22 protein-coding genes are annotated in these 24,714 nt (G+C 73.2%); 11 read left to right on the forward strand and 11 right to left on the reverse strand.

What is annotated here, in order from left to right; genetic code table 11:
• Positions 1–71: 71 nt before the first annotated feature.
• The 5 genes from ABZ671_RS03585 to dnaK form a co-directional block, all read right to left on the reverse strand.
• Positions 72–281 (reverse strand): hypothetical protein, encoded by a 210-nt coding sequence (locus ABZ671_RS03585; protein ID WP_357850486.1) that lies wholly within the window; start codon positions 279–281, stop codon positions 72–74.
• Between the two features lie 124 nt (positions 282–405).
• Entirely contained in the window at positions 406–843 is a 438-nt protein-coding gene (locus tag ABZ671_RS03590; protein WP_357850489.1) for a MerR family transcriptional regulator, read from the reverse strand.
• Between the two features lie 30 nt (positions 844–873).
• A complete protein-coding gene (dnaJ, locus tag ABZ671_RS03595) occupies positions 874–2,055 on the reverse strand; it encodes a molecular chaperone DnaJ (protein ID WP_357850492.1) in 1,182 nt (393 codons plus the stop codon).
• A gap of 79 nt (positions 2,056–2,134) precedes the next feature.
• Positions 2,135–2,887 carry a nucleotide exchange factor GrpE gene (gene grpE, locus ABZ671_RS03600; RefSeq protein ID WP_357850495.1) on the reverse strand — a complete coding sequence of 251 codons (753 nt, stop codon included), beginning with the start codon at positions 2,885–2,887 and terminating at the stop codon, positions 2,135–2,137.
• Positions 2,884–4,737, reverse strand: coding sequence for a molecular chaperone DnaK (gene dnaK, locus ABZ671_RS03605; RefSeq protein WP_357850498.1), 1,854 nt, complete (start codon positions 4,735–4,737; stop codon positions 2,884–2,886). The genes grpE and dnaK overlap by 4 nt, the downstream gene beginning before the upstream one ends.
• Before the next feature lie 210 nt (positions 4,738–4,947).
• Here dnaK and ABZ671_RS03610 point away from each other — a divergent pair, with 210 nt between their 5' ends.
• The 3 genes from ABZ671_RS03610 (at position 4,948) to ABZ671_RS03620 (ending at position 9,801) form a co-directional block, all read left to right on the forward strand.
• Positions 4,948–6,789 carry a GTPase domain-containing protein gene (locus ABZ671_RS03610; RefSeq protein ID WP_357850501.1) on the forward strand — a complete coding sequence of 614 codons (1,842 nt, stop codon included), beginning with the start codon at positions 4,948–4,950 and terminating at the stop codon, positions 6,787–6,789.
• A gap of 108 nt (positions 6,790–6,897) precedes the next feature.
• Positions 6,898–8,526: a GTPase gene (locus ABZ671_RS03615; RefSeq protein ID WP_357850504.1), complete on the forward strand. Its 1,629-nt coding sequence runs from the start codon at positions 6,898–6,900 to the stop codon at positions 8,524–8,526.
• A gap of 51 nt (positions 8,527–8,577) precedes the next feature.
• Positions 8,578–9,801 (forward strand): hypothetical protein, encoded by a 1,224-nt coding sequence (locus ABZ671_RS03620; RefSeq protein ID WP_357850507.1) that lies wholly within the window; start codon positions 8,578–8,580, stop codon positions 9,799–9,801.
• Positions 9,802–9,808: 7 nt separating this feature from the next.
• On the opposite strand, the gene ABZ671_RS03625 is transcribed toward ABZ671_RS03620, so the two are convergent.
• Positions 9,809–10,456 (reverse strand): hypothetical protein, encoded by a 648-nt coding sequence (locus ABZ671_RS03625; protein ID WP_357850510.1) that lies wholly within the window; start codon positions 10,454–10,456, stop codon positions 9,809–9,811.
• 569 nt (positions 10,457–11,025) lie between these two features.
• Between ABZ671_RS03625 and pdhA the strand changes: the two genes are divergently transcribed.
• From pdhA to ABZ671_RS03655, 6 genes are all read left to right on the forward strand, one after another.
• A complete protein-coding gene (gene pdhA / locus ABZ671_RS03630) occupies positions 11,026–12,204 on the forward strand; it encodes a pyruvate dehydrogenase (acetyl-transferring) E1 component subunit alpha (RefSeq protein ID WP_357850513.1) in 1,179 nt (392 codons plus the stop codon).
• On the forward strand, positions 12,204–13,193 hold the full coding sequence (locus ABZ671_RS03635; protein WP_357850516.1) for an alpha-ketoacid dehydrogenase subunit beta: 990 nt from the start codon (positions 12,204–12,206) through the stop codon (positions 13,191–13,193). Before pdhA ends, ABZ671_RS03635 begins: the two co-directional genes overlap by 1 nt.
• Positions 13,194–13,198: 5 nt before the next feature.
• Complete coding sequence (locus ABZ671_RS03640; RefSeq protein WP_357850519.1) at positions 13,199–14,659, forward strand: dihydrolipoamide acetyltransferase family protein; 1,461 nt, start codon at positions 13,199–13,201, stop codon at positions 14,657–14,659.
• Between the two features lie 220 nt (positions 14,660–14,879).
• Positions 14,880–15,017, forward strand: a complete 138-nt coding sequence (locus tag ABZ671_RS03645) for a hypothetical protein (RefSeq protein ID WP_262283549.1) — start codon at positions 14,880–14,882, stop codon at positions 15,015–15,017.
• A gap of 349 nt (positions 15,018–15,366) precedes the next feature.
• Positions 15,367–17,778: a hypothetical protein gene (locus tag ABZ671_RS03650; RefSeq protein WP_357850522.1), complete on the forward strand. Its 2,412-nt coding sequence runs from the start codon at positions 15,367–15,369 to the stop codon at positions 17,776–17,778.
• A 523-nt stretch (positions 17,779–18,301) separates the two neighbouring features.
• Positions 18,302–20,137 (forward strand): NHL domain-containing thioredoxin family protein, encoded by a 1,836-nt coding sequence (locus tag ABZ671_RS03655; protein ID WP_357850526.1) that lies wholly within the window; start codon positions 18,302–18,304, stop codon positions 20,135–20,137.
• A 69-nt stretch (positions 20,138–20,206) separates the two neighbouring features.
• On the opposite strand, the gene ABZ671_RS03660 is transcribed toward ABZ671_RS03655, so the two are convergent.
• Genes ABZ671_RS03660 through ABZ671_RS03670 form a run of 3 tightly spaced genes read right to left on the reverse strand, consistent with a single transcriptional unit; the run spans position 20,207 to position 22,402 of the window.
• Positions 20,207–20,956: a 5-oxoprolinase subunit PxpA gene (locus tag ABZ671_RS03660; protein WP_357850529.1), complete on the reverse strand. Its 750-nt coding sequence runs from the start codon at positions 20,954–20,956 to the stop codon at positions 20,207–20,209.
• The gene (locus ABZ671_RS03665) at positions 20,940–21,788 is read right to left on the reverse strand and encodes a biotin-dependent carboxyltransferase family protein (RefSeq protein WP_357850532.1); all 849 of its coding nucleotides are present in this window, start codon (positions 21,786–21,788) and stop codon (positions 20,940–20,942) included. The genes ABZ671_RS03660 and ABZ671_RS03665 overlap by 17 nt, the downstream gene beginning before the upstream one ends.
• Positions 21,785–22,402 (reverse strand): allophanate hydrolase subunit 1, encoded by a 618-nt coding sequence (locus tag ABZ671_RS03670; protein WP_357850536.1) that lies wholly within the window; start codon positions 22,400–22,402, stop codon positions 21,785–21,787. Before ABZ671_RS03670 ends, ABZ671_RS03665 begins: the two co-directional genes overlap by 4 nt.
• 93 nt (positions 22,403–22,495) lie before the next feature.
• Here ABZ671_RS03670 and ABZ671_RS03675 point away from each other — a divergent pair, with 93 nt between their 5' ends.
• Positions 22,496–23,173, forward strand: coding sequence for a hemolysin III family protein (locus ABZ671_RS03675; protein WP_357850539.1), 678 nt, complete (start codon positions 22,496–22,498; stop codon positions 23,171–23,173).
• A gap of 80 nt (positions 23,174–23,253) precedes the next feature.
• Here ABZ671_RS03675 and ABZ671_RS03680 read toward each other — a convergent pair whose 3' ends face one another.
• Complete coding sequence (locus ABZ671_RS03680; RefSeq protein WP_357850542.1) at positions 23,254–23,541, reverse strand: DUF6458 family protein; 288 nt, start codon at positions 23,539–23,541, stop codon at positions 23,254–23,256.
• Between the two features lie 115 nt (positions 23,542–23,656).
• Between ABZ671_RS03680 and ABZ671_RS03685 the strand changes: the two genes are divergently transcribed.
• Entirely contained in the window at positions 23,657–24,193 is a 537-nt protein-coding gene (locus ABZ671_RS03685) for a histidine phosphatase family protein (RefSeq protein WP_357850545.1), read from the forward strand.
• A 69-nt stretch (positions 24,194–24,262) separates the two neighbouring features.
• On the opposite strand, the gene ABZ671_RS03690 is transcribed toward ABZ671_RS03685, so the two are convergent.
• Entirely contained in the window at positions 24,263–24,532 is a 270-nt protein-coding gene (locus tag ABZ671_RS03690; RefSeq protein ID WP_357850548.1) for a DUF6458 family protein, read from the reverse strand.
• Positions 24,533–24,714: the final 182 nt, after the last annotated feature.

Consider the following 24,714-nt stretch of genomic DNA (forward strand, 5'->3'; position numbering starts at 1 on the left):
GGCCCGCACGTCCCTCAACCGCGAACGGGCCGGGGCCCCCCGTGGGTCCCGGCCCGTTCGTCGACGGATCGTCAGCGCGGCGATCCGCCCTGCTTTCGGCGCCGTTCGTCGGCTCTGGCCCGGTCGATACCGTGGTCCACCTGGTCGAGGAAGAGCCCATCCTTGATCTTGTCGGTGAACCGGGTCTCAGTGATACGGGCGAATCGCTCGCGGACGCTGTCGGCCACCTTCTTCAGCCGGTCCTCCGCCTGTTTCGCCACCTTCTCTGCCGATTCCGCCATGGCTCCCCCTTGCCAGGTTGGCGTCCGGATTGAGCTGGCTGGACCTGATTCACACGTTAACGAATCGCCCCGACTCGCGCCCCGAATTCCCCGAACGGTCGCAGCCCAGGTCGCCGGGGATGGATCAGCGTTCGGTGCGGCGGGGCCGCCAGACAACCAGGGCCGTCGAGGTGCGGTTGGTGGGTACAAGGTCGCCGCGGGAGAAGCCCCCCAGCGACTCCAACTCGGTGATCCGGCGGTAGGCGGCGTCCAGCTCCGCCTCCAGCCGGGCCACCCGCTGCTGGGCCTCCTCCAGCAGCCGCTCCAGGCCGATGATTCGCTTGACCCCGGCCAGGTTGATCCCGTCGTCCTGGCTGAGTCGCTGCACCTCACGGAGCAGCACCACGTCCCGGACGCTGTATCGGCGGCCGCCCCCGGCCGCCCGGCCAGCCTGCACCAGGCCGAGCCGGTCGTACTGACGGAGCGTCTGCGGGTGCATGCCCGCCATCCGCGCCGCCACCGAGATCATCAGGACCTTGGCCTCGTAGGTCGGGTCACCCGAGCCGACGAACTCCTCTGACATCCCCGCTCACCTCCGCTGCCATTCACCGGGTCAACTGAATCGACGCACCCGTGCGTCGAGATGTTCCCGCGCGGCGGGCGGGGTCTGCTCCGCGAACGCCTCCAACGCCGCCCGTGCCTCGTCCGACAGCGTCGCCGGAACCACCACGTCGAGGGTGACCAGCAGGTCACCGGTACGGCCGTCCTTGCGTACGACGCCCTTGCCCCGGGCCCGCAACACCCGACCGCTCGGCGTACCCGGTGGCACCCGAAGGGTCACCGCGCCGTCCAGGGTCGGCACCCGCAGGTCGGTGCCGAGCACCGCCTCCGCGAAGGTGATCGGCACGGTCAGGGTCAGATCGTCCCCGGTGCGCCCGAACAGTTCGTCCGGTCGGACCTTCACGTGGACGAACAGGTCGCCCGCCGGCCCGCCCCGCTCGCCGGGCTCGCCCCGGCCGGCCAGCCGAATGCGCTGGCCGTCGGCCACCCCGGCGGGGAAGCGAACGTTCAGCGTGCGGGTCTTGGTGACTCCGCCGCTGCCGTGGCACTCCGGGCACTTCTCCTCGACGATCGTGCCGACACCCTGACAGTTGCGGCACGGCTCGGAGAAGCTGAACGACCCCTGGTTGCGGGTGGTCACCCCGGCGCCGTGGCAGACCGAGCAGGCCACCGGCTGGGTGCCGGGCTTGGCTCCGCTGCCGTGGCAGGTGTCGCAGACGCCGGGCGCGCGCAGCGTCAGCGGTAGGGTCACCCCGCGTACGGCGTCGGAGAAGTCGAGCGCCACCTCGGCCTCGACGTCCCGGCCGCGCGCCGGGCCACGGGATCGGGCGGCCCCGCCGGCGCCCCCGCCGGTGAAGATCGAACCGAACAGGTCGCCCAGACCCCCGCCACCGAACCGGGTCTCACCGCCGGCCGCCCCGCCGAAAAGGTCGGAGACGTCGAAGGGCGCACCGCCCGGTTGACTCCCGCCGCGCGCGTTGCGGCGGAACGCGCCCGAGCCGAACAACGACCGCATCTCGTCGTACTCGCGGCGCTTCTTTTCGTCGCCGAGCACGGCGTACGCCTCGGAGACAGCCTTGAACCGCTCCTCGGCCTTCGGGTCGCCGGGGTTGTGGTCCGGGTGCGACTCCCGGGCCAGCCTTCGGTAGGACTTCTTGATCTCGTCGGAGGAGGCGGACTTCGCCACGCCCAGCGCGGCGTAGTAGTCCTTCTCGATCCAGTCCTTGGAACTCACCCGTCCACCCCCTTTCGCGGGACGTACCCCGGCCGTCCCATCCGCCCGGCGCGGGCGGACGGGACGTCACGGGTCGGCACTACTCCGGGTCGGCGACCGCGACCATGGCCGGCCGCAGCAGCCGATCGCCGAGCTGGTAGCCCCGGCGCATGACCTGCACGCAGGTCGGTTCGGTGACATCGGCGGAGGTCTGATGGGCCACCGCCTCGTGCCGGGTCGGGTCGAACGGGTCCCCCTGCTCGCCGAACGCGGCCAGGCCGAGCTTGCCCAGCGTGGTGATGAGCTGTTCGGCCACCGAGCCGAACCCGCCCACCAGGTCGCCGTGCTCGCGGGCCCGGTCCAGGTCGTCGAGGATCGGCAGCAACGCGGTGAGCACCGCCCCGGTCGCCTGCTCCTGGACCAGGCCGCGATCCCGGTCGACCCGCTTGCGGTAGTTGGCGTACTCGGCCGTCACCCGCTGCAGGTCACGGGTCCGCTCGTCCAACTCGGACCGGACCGCCTCCAACTCGGCGCCGAGCGGCGCCTCCGGCTGGGCCGACTCCTCGGTCGGCTCAGCCGGCGCGTCGACCACGGGCGGGCCAGAGATCGGGGCCTCGGCCTCGATCTCGTCGACCACGACCTCGGTCTCCTCGACCAGACCCTCTGCTGGCACGTCTGCGGCGGCGTCGGCCGCCGCGGCGGCGGCCGACGTCCGGTCGCCGGTCTTGCCGATCTTGCGCTTGTCACGGATAACGACCCGCGGTTCCTCGCCGGCGCCCTGCTCGCCGCCGGCGGACCCACCCGGCGCCGACCCGGCGGCACCCGGGTCGGCTGCTCGTGGCTTCTCAGTCACTTCTTGTCCTCGTCCACAATCTCCGCGTCGACCACGTCGTCGGCGCCGCCGGCCGGCTTGCCACCGGTCGCGCCCGTGCCCGGCCCCGTCGCGCCCGGCTCGGCCTGCTCGCCCTGCTGCTGCGAGTAGAGCAGCGAGCCGGCCTGCTGGGAGACCTGTGCCAGCTTCTCGTGCGCGGCCTTGATCTTGTCGATGTCCTGACCGCCGAGCGCGCTACGCAGCTCGCCGAGCGCCTCGTTGAGCTGGTCGCGGTTTTCGCTGGGCAGCTTGTCGCCACTCTCGGCGAGGAACTTCTCGGTCTGCCACTGGAGCGCCTCGGCCACGTTGCGGGTCTCCGCCTCGTCGCGCCGGCGCTTGTCCTCCTCGGCGTGCTCCTCAGCGTCCCGGCGCATCCGCTCGATGTCGTCCTTCGGCAGCGACGAGCCGCCGGTGATCGTCATCTTCTGCTCCTTGCCGGTGCCCAGGTCCTTGGCGTGCACGTTGACGATGCCGTTGGCGTCGATGTCGAACGTGACCTCGATCTGCGGCACGCCGCGCGGCGCCGGCGGGAGGCCGGTCAGCTCGAAGGTGCCGAGCTTCTTGTTGTAGGCCGCGATCTCCCGCTCGCCCTGGAACACCTGGATCAGCACCGACGGCTGATTGTCGTCGGCGGTGGTGAAGACCTCGGAGCGCTTGGTCGGGATGGTGGTGTTGCGCTCGATGAGCTTGGTGAAGATGCCGCCCTTGGTCTCGATGCCCAGGCTCAGCGGGGTCACGTCGAGCAGCAGGACGTCCTTGACCTCACCCTTGAGCACGCCGGCCTGGAGGGCGGCACCGACGGCCACGACCTCGTCCGGGTTCACGCCCTTGTTGGGCTCCTTGCCGATGAGCTGCTTGACCAGGTCGGTCACGGCCGGCATCCGGGTCGAGCCTCCGACCAGAATGACGTGCTCGACGTCGGAGATCTTGATCCCGGCGTCCTTCACGGCCTGCTCGAACGGGACCTTGCAGCGGTCCAGCAGGTCCTGCGTCATGCGCTGGAACTCGGCGCGGCTCAGGTTCACGTCGAGGTGCAGCGGACCCGCCGAGCCGGCGGTGATGTATGGCAGGTTGATGTTGGTGGTGGCGGCGGCGGACAGCTCGATCTTGGCCTTCTCGGCCGCCTCCTTGAGCCGCTGCATGGCCATCTTGTCCTGCGACAGGTCGATGCCGTGCTCACCGCGGAAGGTCTTCACCAGGTGGTCGATGACCCGCTGGTCCCAGTCGTCACCACCGAGGTGGTTGTCACCGCTGGTCGACTTGACCTCGATGACGCCCTCGGCCAGCTCGAGCAGCGACACGTCGAAGGTGCCGCCACCCAGGTCGAAGACCAGAACGGTCTGCTCCTTGGAGCCCTTGTCGAGGCCGTACGCCAGGGCGGCCGCGGTCGGCTCGTTGACGATCCGCAGCACGTTGAAGCCGGCGATCTCACCGGCCTCCTTGGTGGCCTGGCGCTGGCTGTCGTTGAAGTAGGCGGGGACGGTGATCACCGCGTCGGTGATCTGCTCGCCCAGGTACGCCTCGGCGTCCCGCTTGAGCTTCATCAGCGTGCGGGCCGAGATCTCCTGCGGAGTGTACTTCTTGCCGTCGATGTCGACGGTCCAGTTGCTGCCGACCTCCCGCTTGACCGAGCGGATGGTCCGGTCCGGGTTGGTGACCGCCTGGCGCTTGGCGACCTCACCGACGAGCACCTCGCCGTTGCGGGCGAACGCGACGATCGAGGGGGTCGTCCGTGAGCCTTCAGCGTTGGCGATGACGGTGGGCTCACCGCCCTCGAGAACGCTGACGCAGGAGTTCGTCGTGCCCAGGTCGATGCCGACCGCACGTGCCATGTTCGCTTCCTCGCTTCGTAACGGGTGGGCAGGTCAACGGGCCTGCCCGGCGGGTCGCCCGCAGCGACCACACCACAAGTTGAGTGAACTTGACTCAATAGTGCCATGTCCACGGCAAACCGCAAGTCATAGTTGAGTCGACCCGACGCAACCTAGCGCGCAATTTCCATCTGGTTGTATTTGCTTGCGTCGGTCGGGCAGGCTTTAGCCGTGACGACGCATGGCGATTCCGCCACCCATTTCGGCGCGCCCGCCGTCGCAGCTCGCACCGGACCCGACGCCGGAGGCAACCACCCGCTCGCCGGCAACGCGGAGGGCCTGCCCGCCGCGCTCGACGGCCTGCGGGCCGCGATCGGGGCGGCCCGGTTCCCGCTGGCCCTGCCCTCGGCGGAGCCGGCTCGGCGCGCCGCCGCCGGCCTCACCCACCAGCTCGACGACTACCTGCTGCCCCGGCTCGCCCGCCTCGACGCCCCGCTGCTGGTGGTGGTCGGCGGCTCGACCGGCGCGGGCAAGTCGACCCTGGTCAACAGTTTGGTCCAGGCGCGAGTCAGCGCCGCCGGGGTGTTGCGCCCCACCACCCGCTCGCCGGTGCTGGTCTGCAACCCGGCCGACGCCGCCTGGTTCCGCCAGGGCGACCTGCTGCCCGGCCTGACCCGGACGAACGAGCCGAGCGAGGATCCGGGCAGCCTGCACCTGGTCACCGCCCCCGCGCTGCCGGCCGGGCTGGCCTTCCTCGACGCGCCCGACATCGACTCGGTGGTCGACGCCAACCGGGCGCTCGCCGGGCAGCTGCTGGCCGCCGCCGACCTCTGGCTCTTCGTCACCACAGCCGCGCGCTACGCCGACGCGGTCCCCTGGGAACTGCTGCACGGAGCCCGGGCCCGCGGCACCGTGATCGCCATGGTGCTGGACCGGGTGCCACCGGAGGCGGCCGACGAGATCGCCGCCCACCTGTCCGAGATGCTGGCCGCTCAGGACCTGGCCGCCGCGCCGCTGTTCGTGCTGCCGGAAACCCGGGTCGACGGGCAGGGGCTGCTGCCCGACCGGGTCACCGCCCCGCTGAGCGCCTGGTTCGCCCGGCTCGCCGCGGACGCCGAGGCCCGATCCGCCGTGGTCCGGCAGACCCTCGACGGCGCACTGGCCGCTCTGCATCCGACCGTGGAGGGGCTGGCCGACACCGCCGACGAGCAGGTCGCCGCCGCCGACGCGCTGGACGAGCGGGTACGGGCGGCCTACCGGACGGCGGAGCGGACCGTCGACCAGGGGCTCAAGGACGGCCGGCTGCTCCGCGGCGAGGTGCTGGCCCGCTGGCAGGAGTTCGTCGGCACCGGCGAGCTCTTCCGCACCCTGGAGGCACGGGTCGGCCGGCTGCGCGACCGGCTGGTCGCCAAGGTCACCGGTCGTCCGGCTCCCGCCGCCGAGCTGCGTACGGCGATCGAGTCCCAGCTCGTGACGCTGCTGCGCGCGGTGGCCGCCGAGGCGGCGGAGCACGCGTACACCGGATGGAAGGCGCACCCGGCCGGCACGGAGCTGCTCGAACCGACGCTCGCCCATGCCTCGGACGACCTGCCCGCACGCGCCGAGCGGCTGGTCCGCGACTGGCAACGAGGAGTGTTGGAACTGGTCCGCACCGAGGGCGGCGGTCGCCGCTTCTTGGCCCGCACGGCCGCGTACGCGGTCAACGCCACCGGGCTGGCCGTCATGATCGCGGTCTTCGCCTCCACCGCCTTCATCCCGACCGGGCTGGAGGTCGCCACCGGTGCCGGCACCGCGGTGGCCGGACAGGCGGTCCTTCAGGCGATCTTCGGGGACCAGGCGGTCCGAAACCTGGCGACCAAGGCCCGGGCCGACCTGCTCGACCGGATCGGCAGGCTGCTGGCGGAGGAAGCCGGCCGTTTCCTCGCCCGCACCGAGGCGGCCCGTCCGGCCGCAGGCACCGGCGCCGACCTGCGCCGGGCGGCCACCGACGTGGAGAAGGCTCGGCACCGCTGCGGCCTGACCCGTCCGGACGGCCCGGTGCTGCCGGCCCTCGACCAGGACGGTCGCCGATGACCGCGCCACAGCTACGCCGACCCGCCACGCTACTGCCAGGCGAGGTGAGAAGGGTTCCCTTCTCTACCGGAGGCGTTAACAGGGGGCCCTTCCTTCCCGGGGGGCGCGATGAGTGAACCGGACGCCCTGGTTGCGCGCCTGCAGGCGGTCCGGCGCTTCCTCTCGGCGGTGGACGGCCAGGTGCCCGACACCGAGCTGGTCACCGCGCACACCGTGGTCGAGCGGGCCGGCACCCGGCTCGCGCTCTCCGGGCACCACACCGTCGTGGCGCTGGCCGGGGCGACCGGCAGTGGAAAGTCGAGCCTGTTCAACGCCCTGGCCCGGCTGGACCTCTCGCCGGTCGGCGTACGCCGGCCGACGACCGGGGTGGCGTACGCGTGCGTGTGGGGACCGCTGGACGGTGCGTCCCGGCTGCTCGACTGGATCGGGGTGCTGCCCCGGCACCGGTTCGTCCGGGAGAGCGCGCTCGACGGCGACGACGAGTCGGCCCTGCACGGCCTGGTCCTGCTGGACCTGCCCGACTTCGACTCGGTGCAGCGCGGTCACCGGTTGGAGGTGGACCGGCTACTCGGCCTGGTCGACCTGGTCGTCTGGGTGGTCGACCCGCAGAAGTACGCCGACCGCGTGCTCCACACCAACTACCTACGCGAGTTCCACCGGCACAAGGACGTGACGGTGGTCGTGCTCAACCAGGCCGACCGCCTGCCCCCGGCCGAGCTGCCCCGGGTCGTCGGCGACCTGCGGCGGCTGCTCGACGCCGACGGGTTGCCGGGGGTGCCGCTGCTGCCCACCGTCGCGGTGGACCCGGCCGGGCTGGACGGGCTCCGCGCCGAGCTGGAGCGTACGGTCGCCGAGCGGCAGGCCGCCCTGCGCCGGCTGGCCGGCGACGTCGACGGCGTGGTGGCCGGGCTGGCGCCGCTGGTCGGGCCGGAGGCCGCCGGCACCAGGCCGGATGACCCGCCGGCACGGGAACTCACCACTGCGCTGGCCGGAGCGGCCGGGGTGCCGGCCGTGGCCGAGGCGGTGGTGGCCGCGTACCGGCATCGGGCCGGCGGGACGACCGGCTGGCCGGTGGTCCGCGGCTGGCGGAAACTTCGCCCGGACCCGCTGCGCCGGCTGCACCTGCCCGGCGGGGGCGCCGACACGCCGGCGGAGAGTCTGGTCGCGGCGACCTCCGTACCCGATCCCACCGCCGCGCAGCGCTCGGCGCTCAACCTGGCCATTCGCGCGGTGGCCGATCGGTGCGCCGCCGACCTGCCGGCGCCCTGGCCGGTCGCGGTGGCCGGCGCGGCCCGGTCCCGGCTGGCCGACCTGCCGGACGCGCTGGATCACGCGGTGGCCGCCACCGACCTGGGCGTGGCGCGGCGGCCGGCCTGGTGGCGGGTGATCGGTGCCCTTCAGTGGCTGGTCACCGTCGCCGCGGCGGCCGGGCTGGGCTGGCTGGTGCTGGGCTACGTGCTACGCGCGCTCGGTCTGCCGGCGCTGGAGAATCCCCGGCTCGGCGAGGTGCCCTGGCCGACCGTGCTGCTCCTCGGTGGCCTGCTCGCCGGGCTGCTGGTCGCGGCGCTGACCCGGCCGGTGGCCCGCTGGGCGGCGCGGCGCGCCGGGCAGCGGGCCGAACGCCGGCTGACGACCTCGGTGGGCAGCGTCGGCGAGAAGTACGTGCTGGAGCCGGTCTGGGCGGTGCTGGCCCGCTATGCCGAGGCCCGGGAGGCGCTGCGGGACGCCGGACGGTGAGCCGGGGTGCCGACCGGTGCCCGGGCGGGTCGAGCGGCGTAGGGTCGGGGCATGGCCACGCCACAGACCCCGTACGAGGCGGTGCTGCACGCCGCTCGCGACGTGACGAGGCTCGACTCCGCTCTCGACGCGGAGATGCTCGGTGCCGCGCTGCTGGGCAGCGTCTACGCCGTCGCCGAGACCGACCGGGAGACCGCCGTCCGTGAGTTCGTGGCCGGGTTCCTCGCCGCCACGTCCCGCCGCCGGAGCGCCGCCGCGACCACCATCCGCGCCGTCTTCGCCGCGCTGGTCCCGGACGCCGAGGGCGCCGCCCGGGTCCGCCCCGGGGCGTACGCCCCGACCTGGGCGGGGCAGCTCGGGCGGGTGCACCTCACCGGCTCCTGGGCGTACGGGGACGTCTACGGCGACCAGACCTCCTATCTGGCCACCTTCGCCTACACGGACCCCGAGGGTGGGCCGGAGCATGCCATGGTGGCCCTGGTCGACCACAACATCGGCATCACCAAGGACGTCTTCGTCGGCGGGCCGGCCGGCCGGATTGTCGAGCAGGCGCGTCAGATCTGCACCGAGGACGAGTTCACCTGGTTCCGAGCCGAGAATCCGGCCCGGATGCATGCGGAGGTGAGCCGCCACCTCGGGGTCACCGACGACCTCGGTGAGCTGCCCGCCCAGGGTTCGCTGGCCACCGACCGGGCGCTGGTCGGCGCGCGGCTGGCCGTGCTGCCCGGCCGGGCCGTCGCCGCCGGGGCACGGGACGTCCGGCCGCCCACCGACGAGGAGCGGAGCGGGCTGGTCCGGGCCTTCCTCGGTTCGCCGGAGGCGGCCCGGTTCGGTCTGGACCGGGTGCCCGACGCGGAACTGGCCTCCCTGCATTTCTGCCTGGGCCTGCTGCTCGACCACGCGGCGAGCTTCCCGGACGCCGACCCGATGCGCTGGAGCCCGACGGTCGCCGAGTTGTTCCTGCTCGACTGGGTGCACCGCCGGGCCGTGCTGGACATGGACGACGCCGCGCTGCTGCCCCGGGCGCTGCGCGGCTGGGTGGCGTACGCGGCCCGCCAGCGGGGGCTGCCGGCGGCGGCCGCCCGCCGCACGGACGAGGCGATCGACGAGATGGTCCCCGAGTTCGCCCGGCTCTACAGCACCGGCGAGCGGCGGAGCCCGGCCACGGCGGCGGTTGCCCAGCTGATGGCCGACGGCGTCGACCCGGACGACCCGGCCGCGCTGGACGCCTGGATCGAGGCCAATCGGCACCGTCTGACCGACGACCCGGCCTGAGCCCGCCTCACCCCAGGGTCTCGGCCGCCGACCTGGTGGCGCTCGGCTCCCGGTCGGCGGTCGGGCCGCAGCTCGACGCGGGCGGGTCCGTTGACGCGCCGGGCAGCGGCGATGCGCTGGCGGAGTCGGTCGCGGTGGGCTTCGGGTCGGAGGTGGCCGGGGGTTCGGTTGCCGGTTCGGAGAAGGTGCTGGTCGGCTCGACCGGAGGGCTCGGCGACGGGTCCGGCGTGGCCGGCTCCGACGGCGACGGGGACGGGGACCGCGGCGGGCTCGGTGGCGCGGGCGGTGTGGGGTGTACGGGGTGGATGGTGGGCGCCGCCACCACTGGCCGGGGCCGTCGGTGCGAGTCGGGGTCCCAGTCGTCGGGGAGTGCCGGGGCCAGCGCGGGCCCCGGCGGGGCGGTGGTGGCGGGGGGCCGGTTGGGCAGGGCGGGGGGCTGGGACCCGTCGGGCAGTGGAAGCACCACCGGGCCGACCGAGGGGGTCGGGATGAACGGGGTGCTGGCGTCCGGCGGGGCGCTGTTGCCCATGGTGGCCGACCCGGCGCTGATCGCGGCCAGGATCGGCATGGACGCGGTGCCGGCGAGCAGCGCGACCGTGAGAAGGTAGCCGCGGCTCGGGCCGCCCGAGGCGGGTGCCCGGTGGGCACCGATCACCCGGCGGTATTCGGTTCCGGACGCCGCATGGGAGCGACGGAGGAACGGCGCTCCGGGACCTCCTGCTGGCTCGGACACCGGCACACGCTCCTCGTACGTCGACCGACGGCTGCCCCTGGCATTTGCCGCAGGGCGGGACAGAAGCCGCTTCCCTGGACACCCAGTCAGCTTGGCCCAGTGACCCTCAGTTCACCAGGCGCCACAGCGTGTCGACACACCGATTGTCCGTCGGCTGGGCGCGAACCTAAGCGACAAAGCCCGTGATGCGCTGCGAACCACGCCGAAGTTCGCGGGGGGTGGAGACCATATTGTGGGACCCCTCACCTCCTCTGCAATCATTCAGGCACGACGGCAGTGCAGCCGCCACCTCCGCACATCCTGCGGCTGGTGCGGAACGGCGCCGGCGCTCCGGGGCCGGGTTGCTCCACGACCCGGCTCACGCCGCGCGGCAACCCCCACCGGGGCTAGGCGCGGTCGCCAGAAACCAGCCCGGCTCGAGCCGGGCGGCGCAGGATGTGCGCGGCACGGGTCACCCCCGGCGCCGGCGCAGACCAGACAGGGAGAGACGGATGGCAAAGGGCGACCCCGGGGTCACCACCCGCGGCCGGCGGGCCGCACCCCGTTCCAAGCGTGCCGCCGAAGCAGGCGAGCCGGAACTCGTACAGCTGCTGACGCCGGAGGGCGAGCGGATCGAAACCGCGCTGGGCCCGGACGGGACCGAGTACCGCGTCGACTTCACCGACGAGGAGTACCGCGGGCTTTACCGCGACCTCGTGCTGGTCCGCAAGCTCGACGCCGAGGCCACGGCGCTGCAGCGCCAGGGCGAGCTGGGCCTCTGGGCCAGCCTGCTGGGCCAGGAGGCGGCGCAGGTCGGTGCCGGCCGGGCGCTGCGCGCCCAGGACATGGCCTTCCCGACCTACCGGGAGCACGGCGTCCTCTACTGCCGGGGCATCGACCCGATCATGCCGCTCGGCCTGTTCCGCGGCGTCGACCAGGGCGGCTGGGACCCGAACGAGTTCAAGTTCAACATGTACACGATCGTCATCGGGGCGCAGACCCTGCACGCGGCCGGGTACGCCATGGGCGTCGCCATGGACGGCAAGACCGGTGGCGACGACGGCGAGGCGGTGATCGCCTTCTTCGGTGACGGCGCCACCAGCCAGGGCGACGTCAACGAGTCGTTCGTCTGGGCCAGCGTCTTCAACGCCCCGCTGGTCTTCTTCTGCCAGAACAACCAGTACGCCATCTCCGAGCCGCTGGAGCGGCAGACCCGGGTCCCGCTGTACAAGCGGGCGAGCGGCTTCGGCTTCCCCGGCGTCCGGGTGGACGGCAACGACGTGCTCGCGTCGTACGCGGTGACCCGGCACGCGCTGGACAACGCCCGGCACGGCCAGGGGCCGAGCCTGATCGAGGCCTACACCTACCGGATGGGGGCGCACACCACCTCCGACGACCCCACCCGCTACCGGATCGCCAGCGAGGTCGAGGCCTGGCAGGCCAAGGACCCGATCGTTCGGATGAAGGCGTTCCTGGAGAAGCAGCAGATCGCCGACGCGGACTTCTTCGCCGAGGTCGACGAGCAGGCCCGCACCGAGTCGGTGCACCTGCGCGAGCGGGTGCTCGCCATGCCCGACCCCGCGCCGGTGACCATGTTCGACCACGTCTACCCGAACGGGTCGCCCGAGCTCGACGAGCAGCGGGAGCAGTTCAGCAAGTACCTGGCTTCGTTCGAGGGGAGCGCGCACTGATGGCCACGGAGACGCTCACTCTCGGCAAGGCTCTCAACACCGGTCTGCGTAAGGCCATGGAGAACGACCCGAAGGTCGTCATCATGGGCGAGGACGTCGGCAAGCTCGGCGGTGTGTTCCGGATCACCGACGGCCTCCAGAAGGACTTCGGCGAACAGCGGGTGATCGACACCCCGCTCGCCGAGTCCGGCATCATCGGCACCGCGGTCGGCCTGGCCATCCGGGGCTACCGGCCGGTCTGCGAGATCCAGTTCGACGGCTTCGTCTACCCGGCGTACGACCAGATCGTGTCGCAGGTGGCGAAGATGCACTACCGCTCGCAGGGCAAGGTGCGGATCCCGATGGTCATCCGGATCCCGTACGGCGGCGGCATCGGCGCGGTCGAGCACCACTCGGAGTCGCCCGAGGCGTACTTCGCGCACACCGCCGGCCTGAAGGTGGTGACCTGCGCGAACCCGCAGGACGCCTACTCGATGATCCAGCAGGCCATCGCCTCGGACGACCCGATCGTGTTCCTGGAGCCCAAGCGGCGCTACTGGGAGAAGGGCCCGGTCGAGCTGGACGCTCCGCTGTCCGAGGCGTACCCCCTGCACTCCGCCCGGGTCGCCCGGCCGGGCACCGCCGCCACCGTGCTGGCGTACGGCCCGATGGTGCGGACCGCCCTGGACGCGGCCACCGCCGCCGCCGAGGACGGCCGGGAGCTGGAGGTCATCGACCTGCGTTCGCTCTCCCCGCTGGACCTGACCGCCGCGTACGAGTCGGTGCGGCGCACCGGCCGCTGCGTGGTCGTCCACGAGGCCCCGGGCAACCTGGGCCTGGGCTCCGAGATCGCGGCCCGGATCACCGAGGAGTGCTTCTACTCCCTGGAGTCCCCGGTGCTGCGGGTCACCGGCTACGACACCCCCTACCCGGCGGCCCGGGTCGAGGAGGAGTACCTGCCCGACCTCGACCGGGTGCTCGACGCCGTCGACCGCACCTTCGGCTGGTGAGTGGCATGTCGCGAATCAAGGAGTTCAACCTCCCCGACCTGGGCGAGGGGCTGACCGAGGGCGAGATCCTCGCCTGGCTGGTCAAGGTCGGTGACGTCATCGAGCTGAACCAGCCGATCGTCGAGGTGGAGACGGCCAAGGCGGCGGTCGAGATCCCGGCGAAGTGGGCCGGCCAGGTGCAGGCGATCTTCCACCCGGAGGGCACCACCGTCGAGGTCGGCACCCCGATCATCGCGATCGACACCGACCCGGGCGCCGGGCCGATCGAGGACGCCGCTCGGCCCACCCCGTCGGCTGCCGCGCTGGCCGCCGTCGAGGTCGCGCCCGAGGAGGGCGCGATCGAGCCGGGCCTGATCGGCGGTCCCGCCCCGGGTGGGCGTACCGCCGTGCTGGTCGGCTACGGTCCGCGGACCACGGCGGCCAAGCGTCGCCCGCGCAAGTCCACCTCTGCGATCCCGTCCCAGAAGCCGACCAGCGGCGCCGACCATGGAATTGTGGCGGGTGACAAAACCGCCCCGATCGCCACGACTCCGGCACCACAAGTCCATGATCGACGCGACAGGGCCGGGTCCGGTGGACCTGTACTGGCCAAGCCGCCGGTCCGCAAGCTCGCCAAGGACCTCGGCGTCGACCTGACCACGCTGACCGGCTCGGGTCCGCTGGGCTCGATCACCCGGGAGGACGTACAGCGGGCGGCCTCGGCGCCGGCGGCGGTCGAGCCGCTGACGGTCGCGGCGGCGGCTGCGGCGCCCGCGAGCTTCGGCGCGGACCGCGAGCAGCGCATCCCGGTCAAGGGGGTACGCAAGCTCACCGCCGAGAACATGTCCCGCTCGGCGTTCACCGCCCCGCACGTGACGGAGTTCCTGACCGTCGACGTGACCCGGGCGATGAAGGCCCTGGACCGGCTTCGCGGGCGGCGCGAATGGCGTGAGGTGCGCGTCTCCCCGCTGCTGCTGGTCGCCAAGGCGGTGCTGCTGGCGGTCAAGCGCCACCCGATGGTCAACTCGACCTGGGCCGGCGACGAGATCGTGGTCAAGGACTACGTCAACCTGGGCATCGCGGCGGCGACCGAGCGTGGCCTGATCGTGCCGAACATCAAGGACGCCGGCCGGCTCTCGCTGCGCGAGCTGGCGGACGCGCTGACCGAGCTGGTGCAGACGGCGAAGGCCGGCCGCACCTCCCCGGCTGACATGTCCGCCGGCACGCTGACGATCACCAACGTCGGCGTCTTCGGCGTCGACACCGGTACGCCGATCCTGCCCCCGGGCGAGTCCGCGATCCTGGCGTTCGGCGCGGTCCGGGAGATGCCGTGGGTGCATAAGGGCAAGGTCAAGCCGCGCCTGGTCACCACTCTGGGCCTCTCCTTCGACCACCGGATCATCGACGGTGAGCTCGGCTCGAAGTTCCTCCGCGACGTGGGGGACTTCCTGGCCGATCCGGAGGCGGCGTTGCTCGCCTGGACCTGACGGTTCACGAGCCCGGCGACGGCCGGTGTGTCACGGGTGAACGCCCGGCACACCGGCCGTTGCCATTGGTGAAAGAAATCTTCGGCTCGACAAGGGCATCAACCTACGATCCGTAGGTTGGTGGTTCAGCTCACCTAATAATCGATGGACGTTCGCCGCGTTCTGCGCTTCAATAGAGACATCAAGGGGCTGACAACCGAATAGCCAGGAGGAGACCCAGATGAGCATGATCGAGCGAATTCGTAACCGCCGCGACGCCAACCGCCGTGCCCGCGCCATCGAGCACGCGCTGCGTTCCGCCAACTCCCCCGCGGTCCGCGAGGAGCTCCTCGCCATCGCCCAGCGTCACCTCAGCTGACGCCCCCTACCTTCTTCACCTCCTCCAGTCCGAAGACCCGCCCGGCGCGACCGGGCGGGTCTTCGGCGTTCCGCGTCGATTGACACCGGGATTCCACCTCGCCGCGCCGCCCGGTACGGTGGGGCTCGGTCGCCACCCGCCCGCCTCCGGACCGATCGCGCCCCCCGAAAACCGATCGACAGCATCTGGTAACGGCGAGTGACGGCCGGTGCTCCCCCGGACGCCTCCCGGCGGCCAACCGATACGGTGCGGGGAGCCCGCACGGCCGGTACCCGCCGGCGACGCCGGCCAGCCGGCCGACGGTCCCGATCGGCATCGGCGGCCGACATGTGATGGAGGAGGCGCACCCATGACGTCCGAGGCCCCGCACCGCCCTGGCCAAGAGCCGGGCGAGGTGTCGCCGGGAGCCGGCGGACCGGCGCCGTACGGCGACCGCCCGGCGCAGCAGGACAACGGGTACCCCGGCGCTGCCGACCTCGGCTGGGCCCCGCCGCCGCCGGCCGGCCCGCCCACTCAGCCGGCCCCCGCGTGGGCGCAGCCGGGCGACCAGCCCGTCGCCGGCCGAGCCGCCGCGCAGGCACCGCCCGACGAGCCGGGCGCCTGGGGCGGCGGGTCTCCTCAGCCCGCATGGACCCCGCCCGAACAGACTGGAGCAGCCTGGGGCGCGCCGGACCAGGCTGGGCCCGCCTGGTCGGGCGCACCGGCGCCACCGTCCGCGGAACCGGCGCCGCCCGCGTGGGCCGGCGGATACGGCGAGCAGCCCGCCTGGGCGCAGCCCGGTGAGTCGGGCGCTCGCGCCGCCGTACCCGTCCCCGCGCCGGCCCTCCCTCCGCACGAGTCATGGGCCACCGGCCCGCAGGACGACCAGCCGGCCTGGGGGCAACAGGGCGAGGCGCCCACGCCGGCGTGGGCACCGGCCGAGGCAACCGGCCGCGCCTCCGCCAAGGTGTCCGTGCCGGGCCAGCCGGCCGACAACTGGCCGGCCCAGAACGACCCCGACCGTTCCGGCGGCTGGGCCGCGGGGCGCGCCGCCGGGCAGGACCGTCCGGCGGACGAGCCGGCGCAGGCCGGCCCGGGCTCCGCCGCCGTCCCGACGCCGGGCGACCGGCCGGATTCCTGGAATCCCGCGCGCGCCAGCGTCTCGGTGCCGGCCCCGGAATCGCCGACGGCCTGGGGTGACATGCAGGACAGCACCGGGCAGTGGGCACCCGAGCACCCCGCCATCCCGAAGGCCGAGCCGTGGGCGCCGGGTGAGGCGTGGGGTCGGCCCGCCGAGGCCCAACCGGGCGAGTCGGCCTCGACCGGCAGGGAGCCGGCCGGGGCCGAGGAGACGCCGATCTACCAGCCCGCCCCCGGCCCGGGTATCTCCCCGGCCAATGCTGTGCCGCTGCCGCAGCAGGAGCAGCGGGTGCCGGGCGCCGCCCTGACCGACTACTCGCCGCCCCCCGACTACCCGCCGCCCGCCGACTACCTGCCACCGGCGCAGTTCGCTCCGGCCGCCGAGCCCGCCGACCGGGCGTACGAGCCGGAGCAAGCGGCCTGGGGCGCGGCGGAGCCGGAGCAGGCAGCCTGGGGCGCGGCGGAGCCGGCGCACGAGGAGCCGCAGTCACCGGCCGGGCCGATGGTGCCCGGCCCGCGTACCTCCCCGGAGTCCAGCGCGGCCGGTGCCGTCTCGGCCAGCGCATCCGTGCCGATGGCCAGCCGGCTGACGCCGCCAGCCGACCAGTCCCCCCAGGAAGCCGGCGTGCCGGCACCGCAGCCCCGGGTCTACGGTCGGCCGGCCCGCCCCGAATCCGAGAATTCTCCGGGCCAGGACGCCTCGAACGGCCTTCCCGAGCGGGGACCGCGCTTTGACGAGCCCGGCCCGCAGCCCCGGTTCGACGAGCCGGACCACTCGGCACCCCCGAACGCCTTCGCCGAGGCGCCGCCGGCACCGTTCTCGCCCGTCGGCCCGCCGCCGTTCCCGCCTGGCGTGCCGTCGTTCGTAGACCCGGCCAGCAGCAACCGGCCGGTCAACGGGGTGCACCCGCACAGCGACGAACGCCCCGGCGCCCCGTTCGGCGGACCCGGTGCTTACCCGGATCCGTTCGGCGGACCCGGTGCTCACCCGGATCCGTCCGGCGGACCCGGCGGCCCGCCCAATCCGTTCGGCACGCCCGGCGGCCCGCCCAATCCGTTCGGCACGCCCGGCGGCCCGCCCGATCCATTCAGCACGCCCGGCGGCCCGCCCAATCCGTTCGGCGGGCCGGCCGGCGGTCGCGCGTCTGTTGCCGTACCTGGGCCGGGCGCGATGGGCGAGCCGGGCCACGGCAATGTCCCGCCCGCATTCCCGCCGCCGACGGCACCAGCCTGGTCGCAGGGCCCGGCCAGCGAGCAGGAACAAGGCCGCTTCGACGCGTTCAAGCCGGAGGCCGAGCCGCAGACCGAGGCACCGACCCCGAAGGTGCGCAACGGTCGGGTGCTGGCCGCCGTGCTGGTAGCGGCGGTGCTGATCCTGGCCATCCCGCTCGGCCTGCTCACGCTACTCGGCAAGATCGGCGGTGGCGACGACAAGCCGGCCGGGTTCGACCCGGCGGTGGGTTCCTGCGTCAAGCAGTCCGGCACGTCCGCGGTGGCCGCCGACTGCGGCGACCCGGACGCGTTCACCGTCGTCTCAAGGGTCGACAGCAAGGAAAAGTGCGCCGACCCGACGCAGCCGACCGTGGAGCTCAACGGCGTCGCGGGAGGCCGGCTGCTCTGCCTCAAGCCGGCCGAAAAGTAGCAGTTCGCAGCGGCGGGGCCACGGTCATCCGTGGCCCCGCCGTCGCACATTCGACCCGTCGCCCTCGCTACGGAACGTCACGTCTCTCCACCCAGAGGACCGCGGCGCGCTGGCGCGATACGCCCAAATAGGGAACTACCTCCGACAGCTCAATAACTCGCACGGGCGGACCCGATCCCAACCCTCAAACGCCGTCCCGAGTCCCGCCTGGGTCTGCGACCAGTGCGGCCACGACCGGCCCTGCCCGACACTGGCTCCGCGCCGACGACCGCCGCGCGACCCTGATTCCCCGAGTTCTCCCGGATCACCGCCACGCCATCCGCGACCTAGGCGGCCGGCAAGGCGGACCGACCCGTCCGCCCGCCGCCGCGAGCTGTTCGTCCTGACCGACGGCGTCCCACGCTCACCCCGTACCTGTCGCGCTCCGCCAGGGCAACCCACCACCCGGTCTGCCCTGCCGGCGGCGGCGGACAGTCGCCGGTCGCCCAGAGCGGCAACAGACGGGTACGGCACGATGGGGGTCATGAGCGCACGAGTACGGGCACCGGAGCTGCGCGGTCGGGCCTGGCTGAACACCGGCGGGAAGGCCGTCACCCTGGCCGCCCTGCGGGGCAAGATCACAATTTTGGACTTTTGGACCTTCTGCTGCATCAACTGCCTGCACGTGCTCGATGAGCTACGCCCGCTCGAGGAGAAATACGGCGACGTGCTCGTAGTCATCGGGGTGCACTCGCCCAAGTTCGAGCACGAGAAGGACCCGAACGCGCTGGCGGCGGCCGTCGAACGGTACGGGGTGCACCACCCGGTGCTCGATGACCCCGAGCTGAACATGTGGCAGCAGTACGCGGCGAAGGCCTGGCCGACCCTGTCAGTGATCGATCCCGAGGGCTATGTGGTCGCCACCATGGCCGGCGAGGGGCACGCGGAGGGGCTGGCCCGGCTGATCGACGAGCTGATCGCCACCCACGAGGCGAAGGGCACCCTGCACCGGGGCGAGGGCCCGTACGTCCCGCCGGCGGAGCCGCCGACCACGCTGCGCTTCCCCGGCAAGGCCGTGGTGCTCGACGGCGGCAACCTGCTGGTCTCCGACTCGGCCCGACACTCCCTGGTCGAGCTGGCCCCCGACGGCGAGCAGGTGCTTCGCCGGATCGGCGCGGGCACCCGCGGCGACGCGGACGGCCCGGCGGCGAGCGCCACCTTCTCCGAGCCGCAGGGGCTCTGCCTGCTCCCGGCGCACGTCGCCGAGGTGGCCGGGTACGACCTGGTCGTCGCGGACACCGTCAACCACCTGCTGCGCGGCGTGAAGCTCGCCACCGGCGAGGTGGTCACGGTGGCCGGCACCGGGCGGCAGTGGCGTTCGACCGTCGACGACCATGCGCACGACTCCCGCTCGGTCGACCTCTCCTCCCCGTGGGATGTCGCCTGGTACGACGACAAGGTTGTTGTCGCCATGGCCGGCATTCACCAGCTCTGGTGGTTCGACCCGATCAAGCGGACCGCCGGCATGTACGCCGGTACCACCGTCGAGGCGCTGCGGGACGGCCCGCTGTCCGAGGTCTGGATGGCCCAGCCCTCCGGCCTCTCCGTCTCGGCCGACGGCAGCCGGCTCTGGGTGGCCGACAGCGAGACCAGCGCGATCCGGTACGTCGAGGCCGGTCGGATGCACACCGTGGTCGGGCAGGGCCTCTTCGACTTCGGTCACGTCGACGGTCCGGCCGACCGGGCGCTGCTTCAGCACCCGCTGGGGGTGTGCGCGCTGCCCGACGGCTCGGTGTTGATCGCCGACACGTACAACGGGGCGGTGCGCCGCTTCGACCCGGCGACCGACCAGGTCGCCACGGTGGCGGACGGGCTGGCCGAGCCGAGCGACATCGTGCTCACCCCGGAGGGCGAGGTGCTGGTGGTCGAGTCGGCCGCCCACCGGATGACCCGGTTGGCCCCGGGCGCGCTCACCGCGGCGGGCGCGAGCACCGTGGAAGGCCCCCGGCACAAGCTGGAACGCAAGCCGACGGACGTGTCGGCGGGCGAGCTGACCCTCGACGTGATCTTCACGCCGGCACCGGGGCAGAAGCTGGACGGCACGTACGGGCCGTCGACCCGGCTGGTGGTCTCGGCGTCTCCGCCCGAGCTGCTGGTCGAGGGGGCCGGGACGGGCACGGAGTTGTCCCGTCGCCTGGTGATCGACGGAGCGGTGTCCCAGGGCGTGCTCCAGGTGACCGCCCAGGCGGCCACCTGCGACGCTGACGTCGAGCACGCGGCTTGCCACCTGACCCGGCAGGACTGGGGCGTCCCGATCCGCGTGGTCGAGGCCGGCGTCACTCGCCTCCCTCTCATCCTCCGCGGCCTCGACGAGGCGTGACGCCCTCAGCCCGAGTGGTTAATAGGGGCCCCTTCCTCTACCGCAGGCGTTAAGAAGGGGCCCCTCCTTTCACGCGAACGGAGTGAGCGTGGCCCCGGCGTCGATGAGGGCGGCGCGCACGAGCTCGGCGCAGCGCACCGCGCCGGGGGTGTCCCCGTGCAGACAGATCGACTCGATCACGCATGGGACGACGCTGCCGTCGACCGCGACGACGGTCCGCTCGGTGGCCATCCGGACGGCCCGGGCGGCCACCTCCTCCGGGTCGGTGACCAGCGCGTTCGCGGCGCTGCGGGGCACCAGCGAGCCGTTGGGCAGATAGTTGCGGTCGGCGAAGCCCTCGGCGACCACCCGCAGCCCGGCGCCGGCGGCGAGCTGGGCGAGCACGGAGCCGGGCGGGCAGAGCAGGGGCAGTTCGTGGTCGTACGCGCTGACGGCGGCGACCAGCGCGGCGGCCTGGGCCTCGTCGCAGGCCGCCGCGTGGTAGAGCGCGCCGTGCGGCTTGAGGTAGCGGACCCGGGTGCGGAACAGCCGGCAGAACGCGTCGAGCGCGCCGAGCTGGTAGATCGTCTCGTCGCGTAGCTCGGCGAAGTCGTACGCGATGTGCCGCCGGCCGAAGCCGGCGAGGTCCCGGTAGCCGACCTGGGCGCCGACCGCGACTCCGCGGGCGACGGCGCCGGCGCAGACCCGGTGCATGGTGGACGGGTCGCCGCCGTGGAATCCGCAGGCGACGTTGGCGGAGGTGACCAGGTCCAGCAGCGCCGCGTCGTCGCCGAGCCGCCAGATGCCGAATCCCTCGCCGAGGTCAGCGTTGAGGTCCATGGAAGGAAACCGTAGTACCCGGGCGGGCCTGTGCGAGCGGGGTCACGTCGTCCACCACCCCGATGACCGGGTAGCCGCCGGTGGTGGGGTGGTCGGCGAGGAAGATCAGCGGTTGCCCGTCCGACGGCACCTGCACCGCGCCGAGGACGAGGCCTTCGCTGGGCAGCTCACCGGCCACCGCGCGGGGCAGGGCCGCGCCGACCAGTCGCGCGCCGACCCGGTTGCTCGCCGGGCTGATCGTGTACGGGGTGTCGAGCAGCAGATCCAGCGCGGCGGGGGTGAACCAGTCGTGCCGGGGACCGGGGCGTACGGCCAGCCGCAGCGCGGCCGGGACGGCCGGGGCGACGGTGAAGTCCACCGGGGCCGGCGGGGCGGCCGGGACGCCCAGGGGCAGCCGGTGGCCGTCGCGTACCGGGGGTGGGCCGAGGCCGGAGAGGGTGTCGGTGGCGCGGCTGCCGAGCACCGGCTCGACCGCGATCCCACCGCTGACCGCGAGCCAGGTACGCAGTCCGGCGCGGGCGGGGCCGATCCGCAGCACCGCACCGGCGGGCAGTGACAGGGGTCGGCCCACGTCTCCTGGCCGCCGGTCGACCCGGACGTCGGCCTCCGCTCCGGTGAGCGCCACGGTGACGGCCCGGGTGAACCGCAGGGCGCAGCCGGTCAGGGTGATCTCCAGGCCGGCGGCGGTCTCCGGGTTGCCGACGAGCCGGTTGGCCAGGCGCAGCGCGGCCGGGTCGAGCGCGCCGGAGCGGGGCACGCCGAGGTGGGCGTACCCGGGTCGGCCCTGGTCCTGCACGGTGGTGAGGGCACCGGCCCGGAGCACCTCGATCATGTGGCCACCAGCCGGACCCGGGTGCCGGGGGTGAGCCGGGCCGGCGGGTCGGCGTGCACGTCGAAGAGGACGAGGTCGGTCCGCCCGACCAGCAGCCAGCCGCCGGGCGAGGCGGTCGGGTAGATCCCCGCGTACGGGCCGGCCAGCGCGACCGACCCGGCCGGCACCCGGGTACGCGGGGTGGCCAGCCGGGGCACGGCCAGCTGCGCCGGCAGCCCGGTGAGGTACGCGAACCCGGGCGCGAACCCGCAGAACGCCACCCGGAACTCGGTGTTCCGGAGCCGCTCAACCACGGTCGGGACGTCGACGCCCCAGTGGGCGGCGACGACGGGCAGGTCCTCCCCGTCGTACCCGGTGGGGACCTCGACCTCGACCTCGGCGGCGGTGGACGCGGTGACGCCGATTTGCGGGGCCCATCCGGCGATCCGCGCGGCGGTCGCCGCCGGGTCCGGTACGCCGTCGAGCAGCACCGTGGCCGCCGCCGGGATGATCTCGGCGGCGGTCAACTGGCCGGCCTCGCGGCGGCGCCACAGCTCGGCCCGCCACGCCCGGACCTGCTCGGGGTGGTCGCAGTCGAGCAGCAGGGCGTGCGCGCCGACGGGTCGGATCCGCATCCCGCCATATTCCCGGATCGCCCGACCGGCCGTTCAGGCGGCGTGACGGCCCGCACTACCTGAAAGTAACCTACGGTGCCGTAACCTATTTGCGTGACGACCTCCGCACCGCTTCGACTCAAGCCGGTCGACATCGGTAAGCCCCGGATGCGCGGCTGGCTGCACGCCTATGCGTTCTTCGTCGCGCTCGTCTGCGGCATCGTGCTCTGTTCGATCGCGTCCACCCGGCCCGGCTGGACGCCCCTGGTCAGTTGCCTGATCTACAGCCTGACCGTGTGCGGTCTCTTCGGCACCAGCGCGCTCTACCATCGCCGGGTCTGGTCGGAGCGCGGCTACCAGATCATGCGCCGGCTGGACCATTCGATGATCTTCGTGTTCATCGCCGGCACGTACACCCCGTTCTGCGCGCTGCTGCTGAGCGCCCGGCAGGCCACCGTCATGCTCGGCCTGGTGTGGGGTGGGGCGCTGGCCGGCGTGGCGCTCAAGCTCATCTGGCCGCATGCGCCGCGCTGGGTCTCCGCACCGCTCTACCTGGCCCTCGGCTGGGTCGCGGTGGCGATGCTGCCGCAGATCCTGCACTCCGGCGGGGTCACCGCCCTGGTGCTGCTGATCGTCGGCGGGGCGATCTACACCGTCGGCGCGGTCTTCTACGCGCTGCGCCGGCCGAACCCGTGGCCGACCGTCTTCGGCCACCACGAGTTCTTCCATGCCTGCACCCTGGTCGCGGCGATCTGCCACCACATTGCGATCTACTTCGCGCTCTTCGCCTGACCGCGCACCCCGCGCCGGGCCGGCACGGTTCGAGGGTCCCGCGATGGCGCGGGACCCTCGATGTCTCTTCACGGGTGGGATCAGGCCGGGTAGCCCGGCCGGCGCACCTCGCGGTACTCCTCGTGGACGACCCGGTCGTCCTGGGCCGGCACCACGGGCTCGGCGACGACCCGCTCGGGCGCCGGGGCGGCGACCACCGTACGCCTGCGGCTGCTCCAGAAGTAGAGCGTCATGATCAGGCCGACCACGCCGGCGAGCATGAGCACCCAACCGACAACGTTCAAGTTCAGCCATCCCAGGTTGGCGTCGACGGCGAATGCGAAGATCGCTCCCACCGCGATGAGGAAGATGCTGGCACCGATGCCCATGACGTCGCCTCCTTGGCGGTCTGCTGCGTTTCCTACCCGCCGCGGCCATGGATGAGGTAGCGGCAGCCATCGACTTACCCAGGCGCTCTGATCGTCAATCAGGCAAGCTGTGCTGATGACGGACAGCAGGAACCAGCAGCGGGCTCTGGTGCTGCTCCGGCACGCCAAGGCCGAGCAGTACCGGGACGTACCGGATGGGGAGCGCCCGTTGACCGCGCGCGGGCATGCCGACGCGGCGGCGGCCGGGGCCTGGCTGGCCCGGCACGCTCTCCTGCCCGACGTGGTGCTCTGCTCGACGGCCAAACGCACCCGGCAGACCTGGCACGGGGTGGGGCTGGGCATGACGGGGTCCCCGCCGGAGGGGGGACCGGCGGGGCCCGCACCGATGGTGCGCTACGAGGCAGCCGTGTACGAGGCGCAGCCGGACGACCTGCTGGAGCTGGTCCGCAGCGTCGCCCCGGACACCGGCACCGTGCTGCTGATCGGGCACAACCCGGGCATCTCGCTGCTCTCCGGGCTGCTCGACCCGCAGCGGGCGGATCCGGACGGGCTGCGCACCGCCGACCTGGTCGTGCACCGCCCGACCACCCGGTGGGCCGCCCTCGCGCCCGCCGCCGCCCCCATCACCGCCCGCCACACCGCCCGCAGCTGAACCGTAAGAAGGGGGCCCCTGCTTAACGCCTCAGGTAGAGCAGGGGCCCCCTGTTAACGCCGCGACACGTCAGGACGGTGGGGCTGTCGGCGGTGGCGGGTCGGGCGGCGGAGGCATCATCGCCGTCGGGTGGGAGAGCCGGTTCTCCTCCACGATGAGCGTGCGTGCCCGCTTGCGCCGGTCCTGCCAGAACCAGACCGTGGTGAGCAGTATGGCCAGCCCGGCCAGGATGAACACCCAGCCGACCGCGCGCAGGTCGATCCACCAGACGTTGGCCCGGACGGCAAAGGTCATGATCGCGCCGAGTGCGATGAAGAAGATTCCGCTACCGATGCCCATGTGCGCTGCACTCCCCCGTGCGATGGCTCTTGGGCGTGTCCTGTCGTGGTCCGCCTGGGTACCCGTCAGGCGGCCGGCCTACCGGCCGGGGCGGCGAAACAACCGCGGGGGGGGGCGGGGGGGGCGCCCCGCCGCCCGGGGGGGGGGGGGGGGAGGCCGCGCAAAACCCCCCGAGTGGCGGA

This window comes from Micromonospora sp. NPDC006766, from assembly GCF_040636055.1.
GTDB lineage: Bacteria > Actinomycetota > Actinomycetes > Mycobacteriales > Micromonosporaceae > Micromonospora.

Coding starts and splice junctions, on each gene's coding strand:
- ABZ671_RS03620 (WP_357850507.1), top strand. CDS start 8,578: ATGGCCACGCCACAGACCCCGTACGAGGCGGTGCTGCACGCCGCTCGC.
- ABZ671_RS03650 (WP_357850522.1), top strand. CDS start 15,367: ATGACGTCCGAGGCCCCGCACCGCCCTGGCCAAGAGCCGGGCGAGGTG.
- ABZ671_RS03670 (WP_357850536.1), bottom strand. CDS start 22,402: ATGCGGATCCGACCCGTCGGCGCGCACGCCCTGCTGCTCGACTGCGAC.
- ABZ671_RS03615 (WP_357850504.1), top strand. CDS start 6,898: ATGAGTGAACCGGACGCCCTGGTTGCGCGCCTGCAGGCGGTCCGGCGC.
- ABZ671_RS03590 (WP_357850489.1), bottom strand. CDS start 843: ATGTCAGAGGAGTTCGTCGGCTCGGGTGACCCGACCTACGAGGCCAAG.
- ABZ671_RS03660 (WP_357850529.1), bottom strand. CDS start 20,956: ATGGACCTCAACGCTGACCTCGGCGAGGGATTCGGCATCTGGCGGCTC.
- ABZ671_RS03690 (WP_357850548.1), bottom strand. CDS start 24,532: ATGGGCATCGGTAGCGGAATCTTCTTCATCGCACTCGGCGCGATCATG.
- ABZ671_RS03645 (WP_262283549.1), top strand. CDS start 14,880: ATGAGCATGATCGAGCGAATTCGTAACCGCCGCGACGCCAACCGCCGT.
- ABZ671_RS03585 (WP_357850486.1), bottom strand. CDS start 281: ATGGCGGAATCGGCAGAGAAGGTGGCGAAACAGGCGGAGGACCGGCTG.
- ABZ671_RS03640 (WP_357850519.1), top strand. CDS start 13,199: ATGTCGCGAATCAAGGAGTTCAACCTCCCCGACCTGGGCGAGGGGCTG.
- pdhA (WP_357850513.1), top strand. CDS start 11,026: ATGGCAAAGGGCGACCCCGGGGTCACCACCCGCGGCCGGCGGGCCGCA.
- ABZ671_RS03680 (WP_357850542.1), bottom strand. CDS start 23,541: ATGGGCATCGGTGCCAGCATCTTCCTCATCGCGGTGGGAGCGATCTTC.
- ABZ671_RS03685 (WP_357850545.1), top strand. CDS start 23,657: ATGACGGACAGCAGGAACCAGCAGCGGGCTCTGGTGCTGCTCCGGCAC.
- ABZ671_RS03635 (WP_357850516.1), top strand. CDS start 12,204: ATGGCCACGGAGACGCTCACTCTCGGCAAGGCTCTCAACACCGGTCTG.
- ABZ671_RS03665 (WP_357850532.1), bottom strand. CDS start 21,788: ATGATCGAGGTGCTCCGGGCCGGTGCCCTCACCACCGTGCAGGACCAG.
- dnaK (WP_357850498.1), bottom strand. CDS start 4,737: ATGGCACGTGCGGTCGGCATCGACCTGGGCACGACGAACTCCTGCGTC.
- ABZ671_RS03655 (WP_357850526.1), top strand. CDS start 18,302: ATGAGCGCACGAGTACGGGCACCGGAGCTGCGCGGTCGGGCCTGGCTG.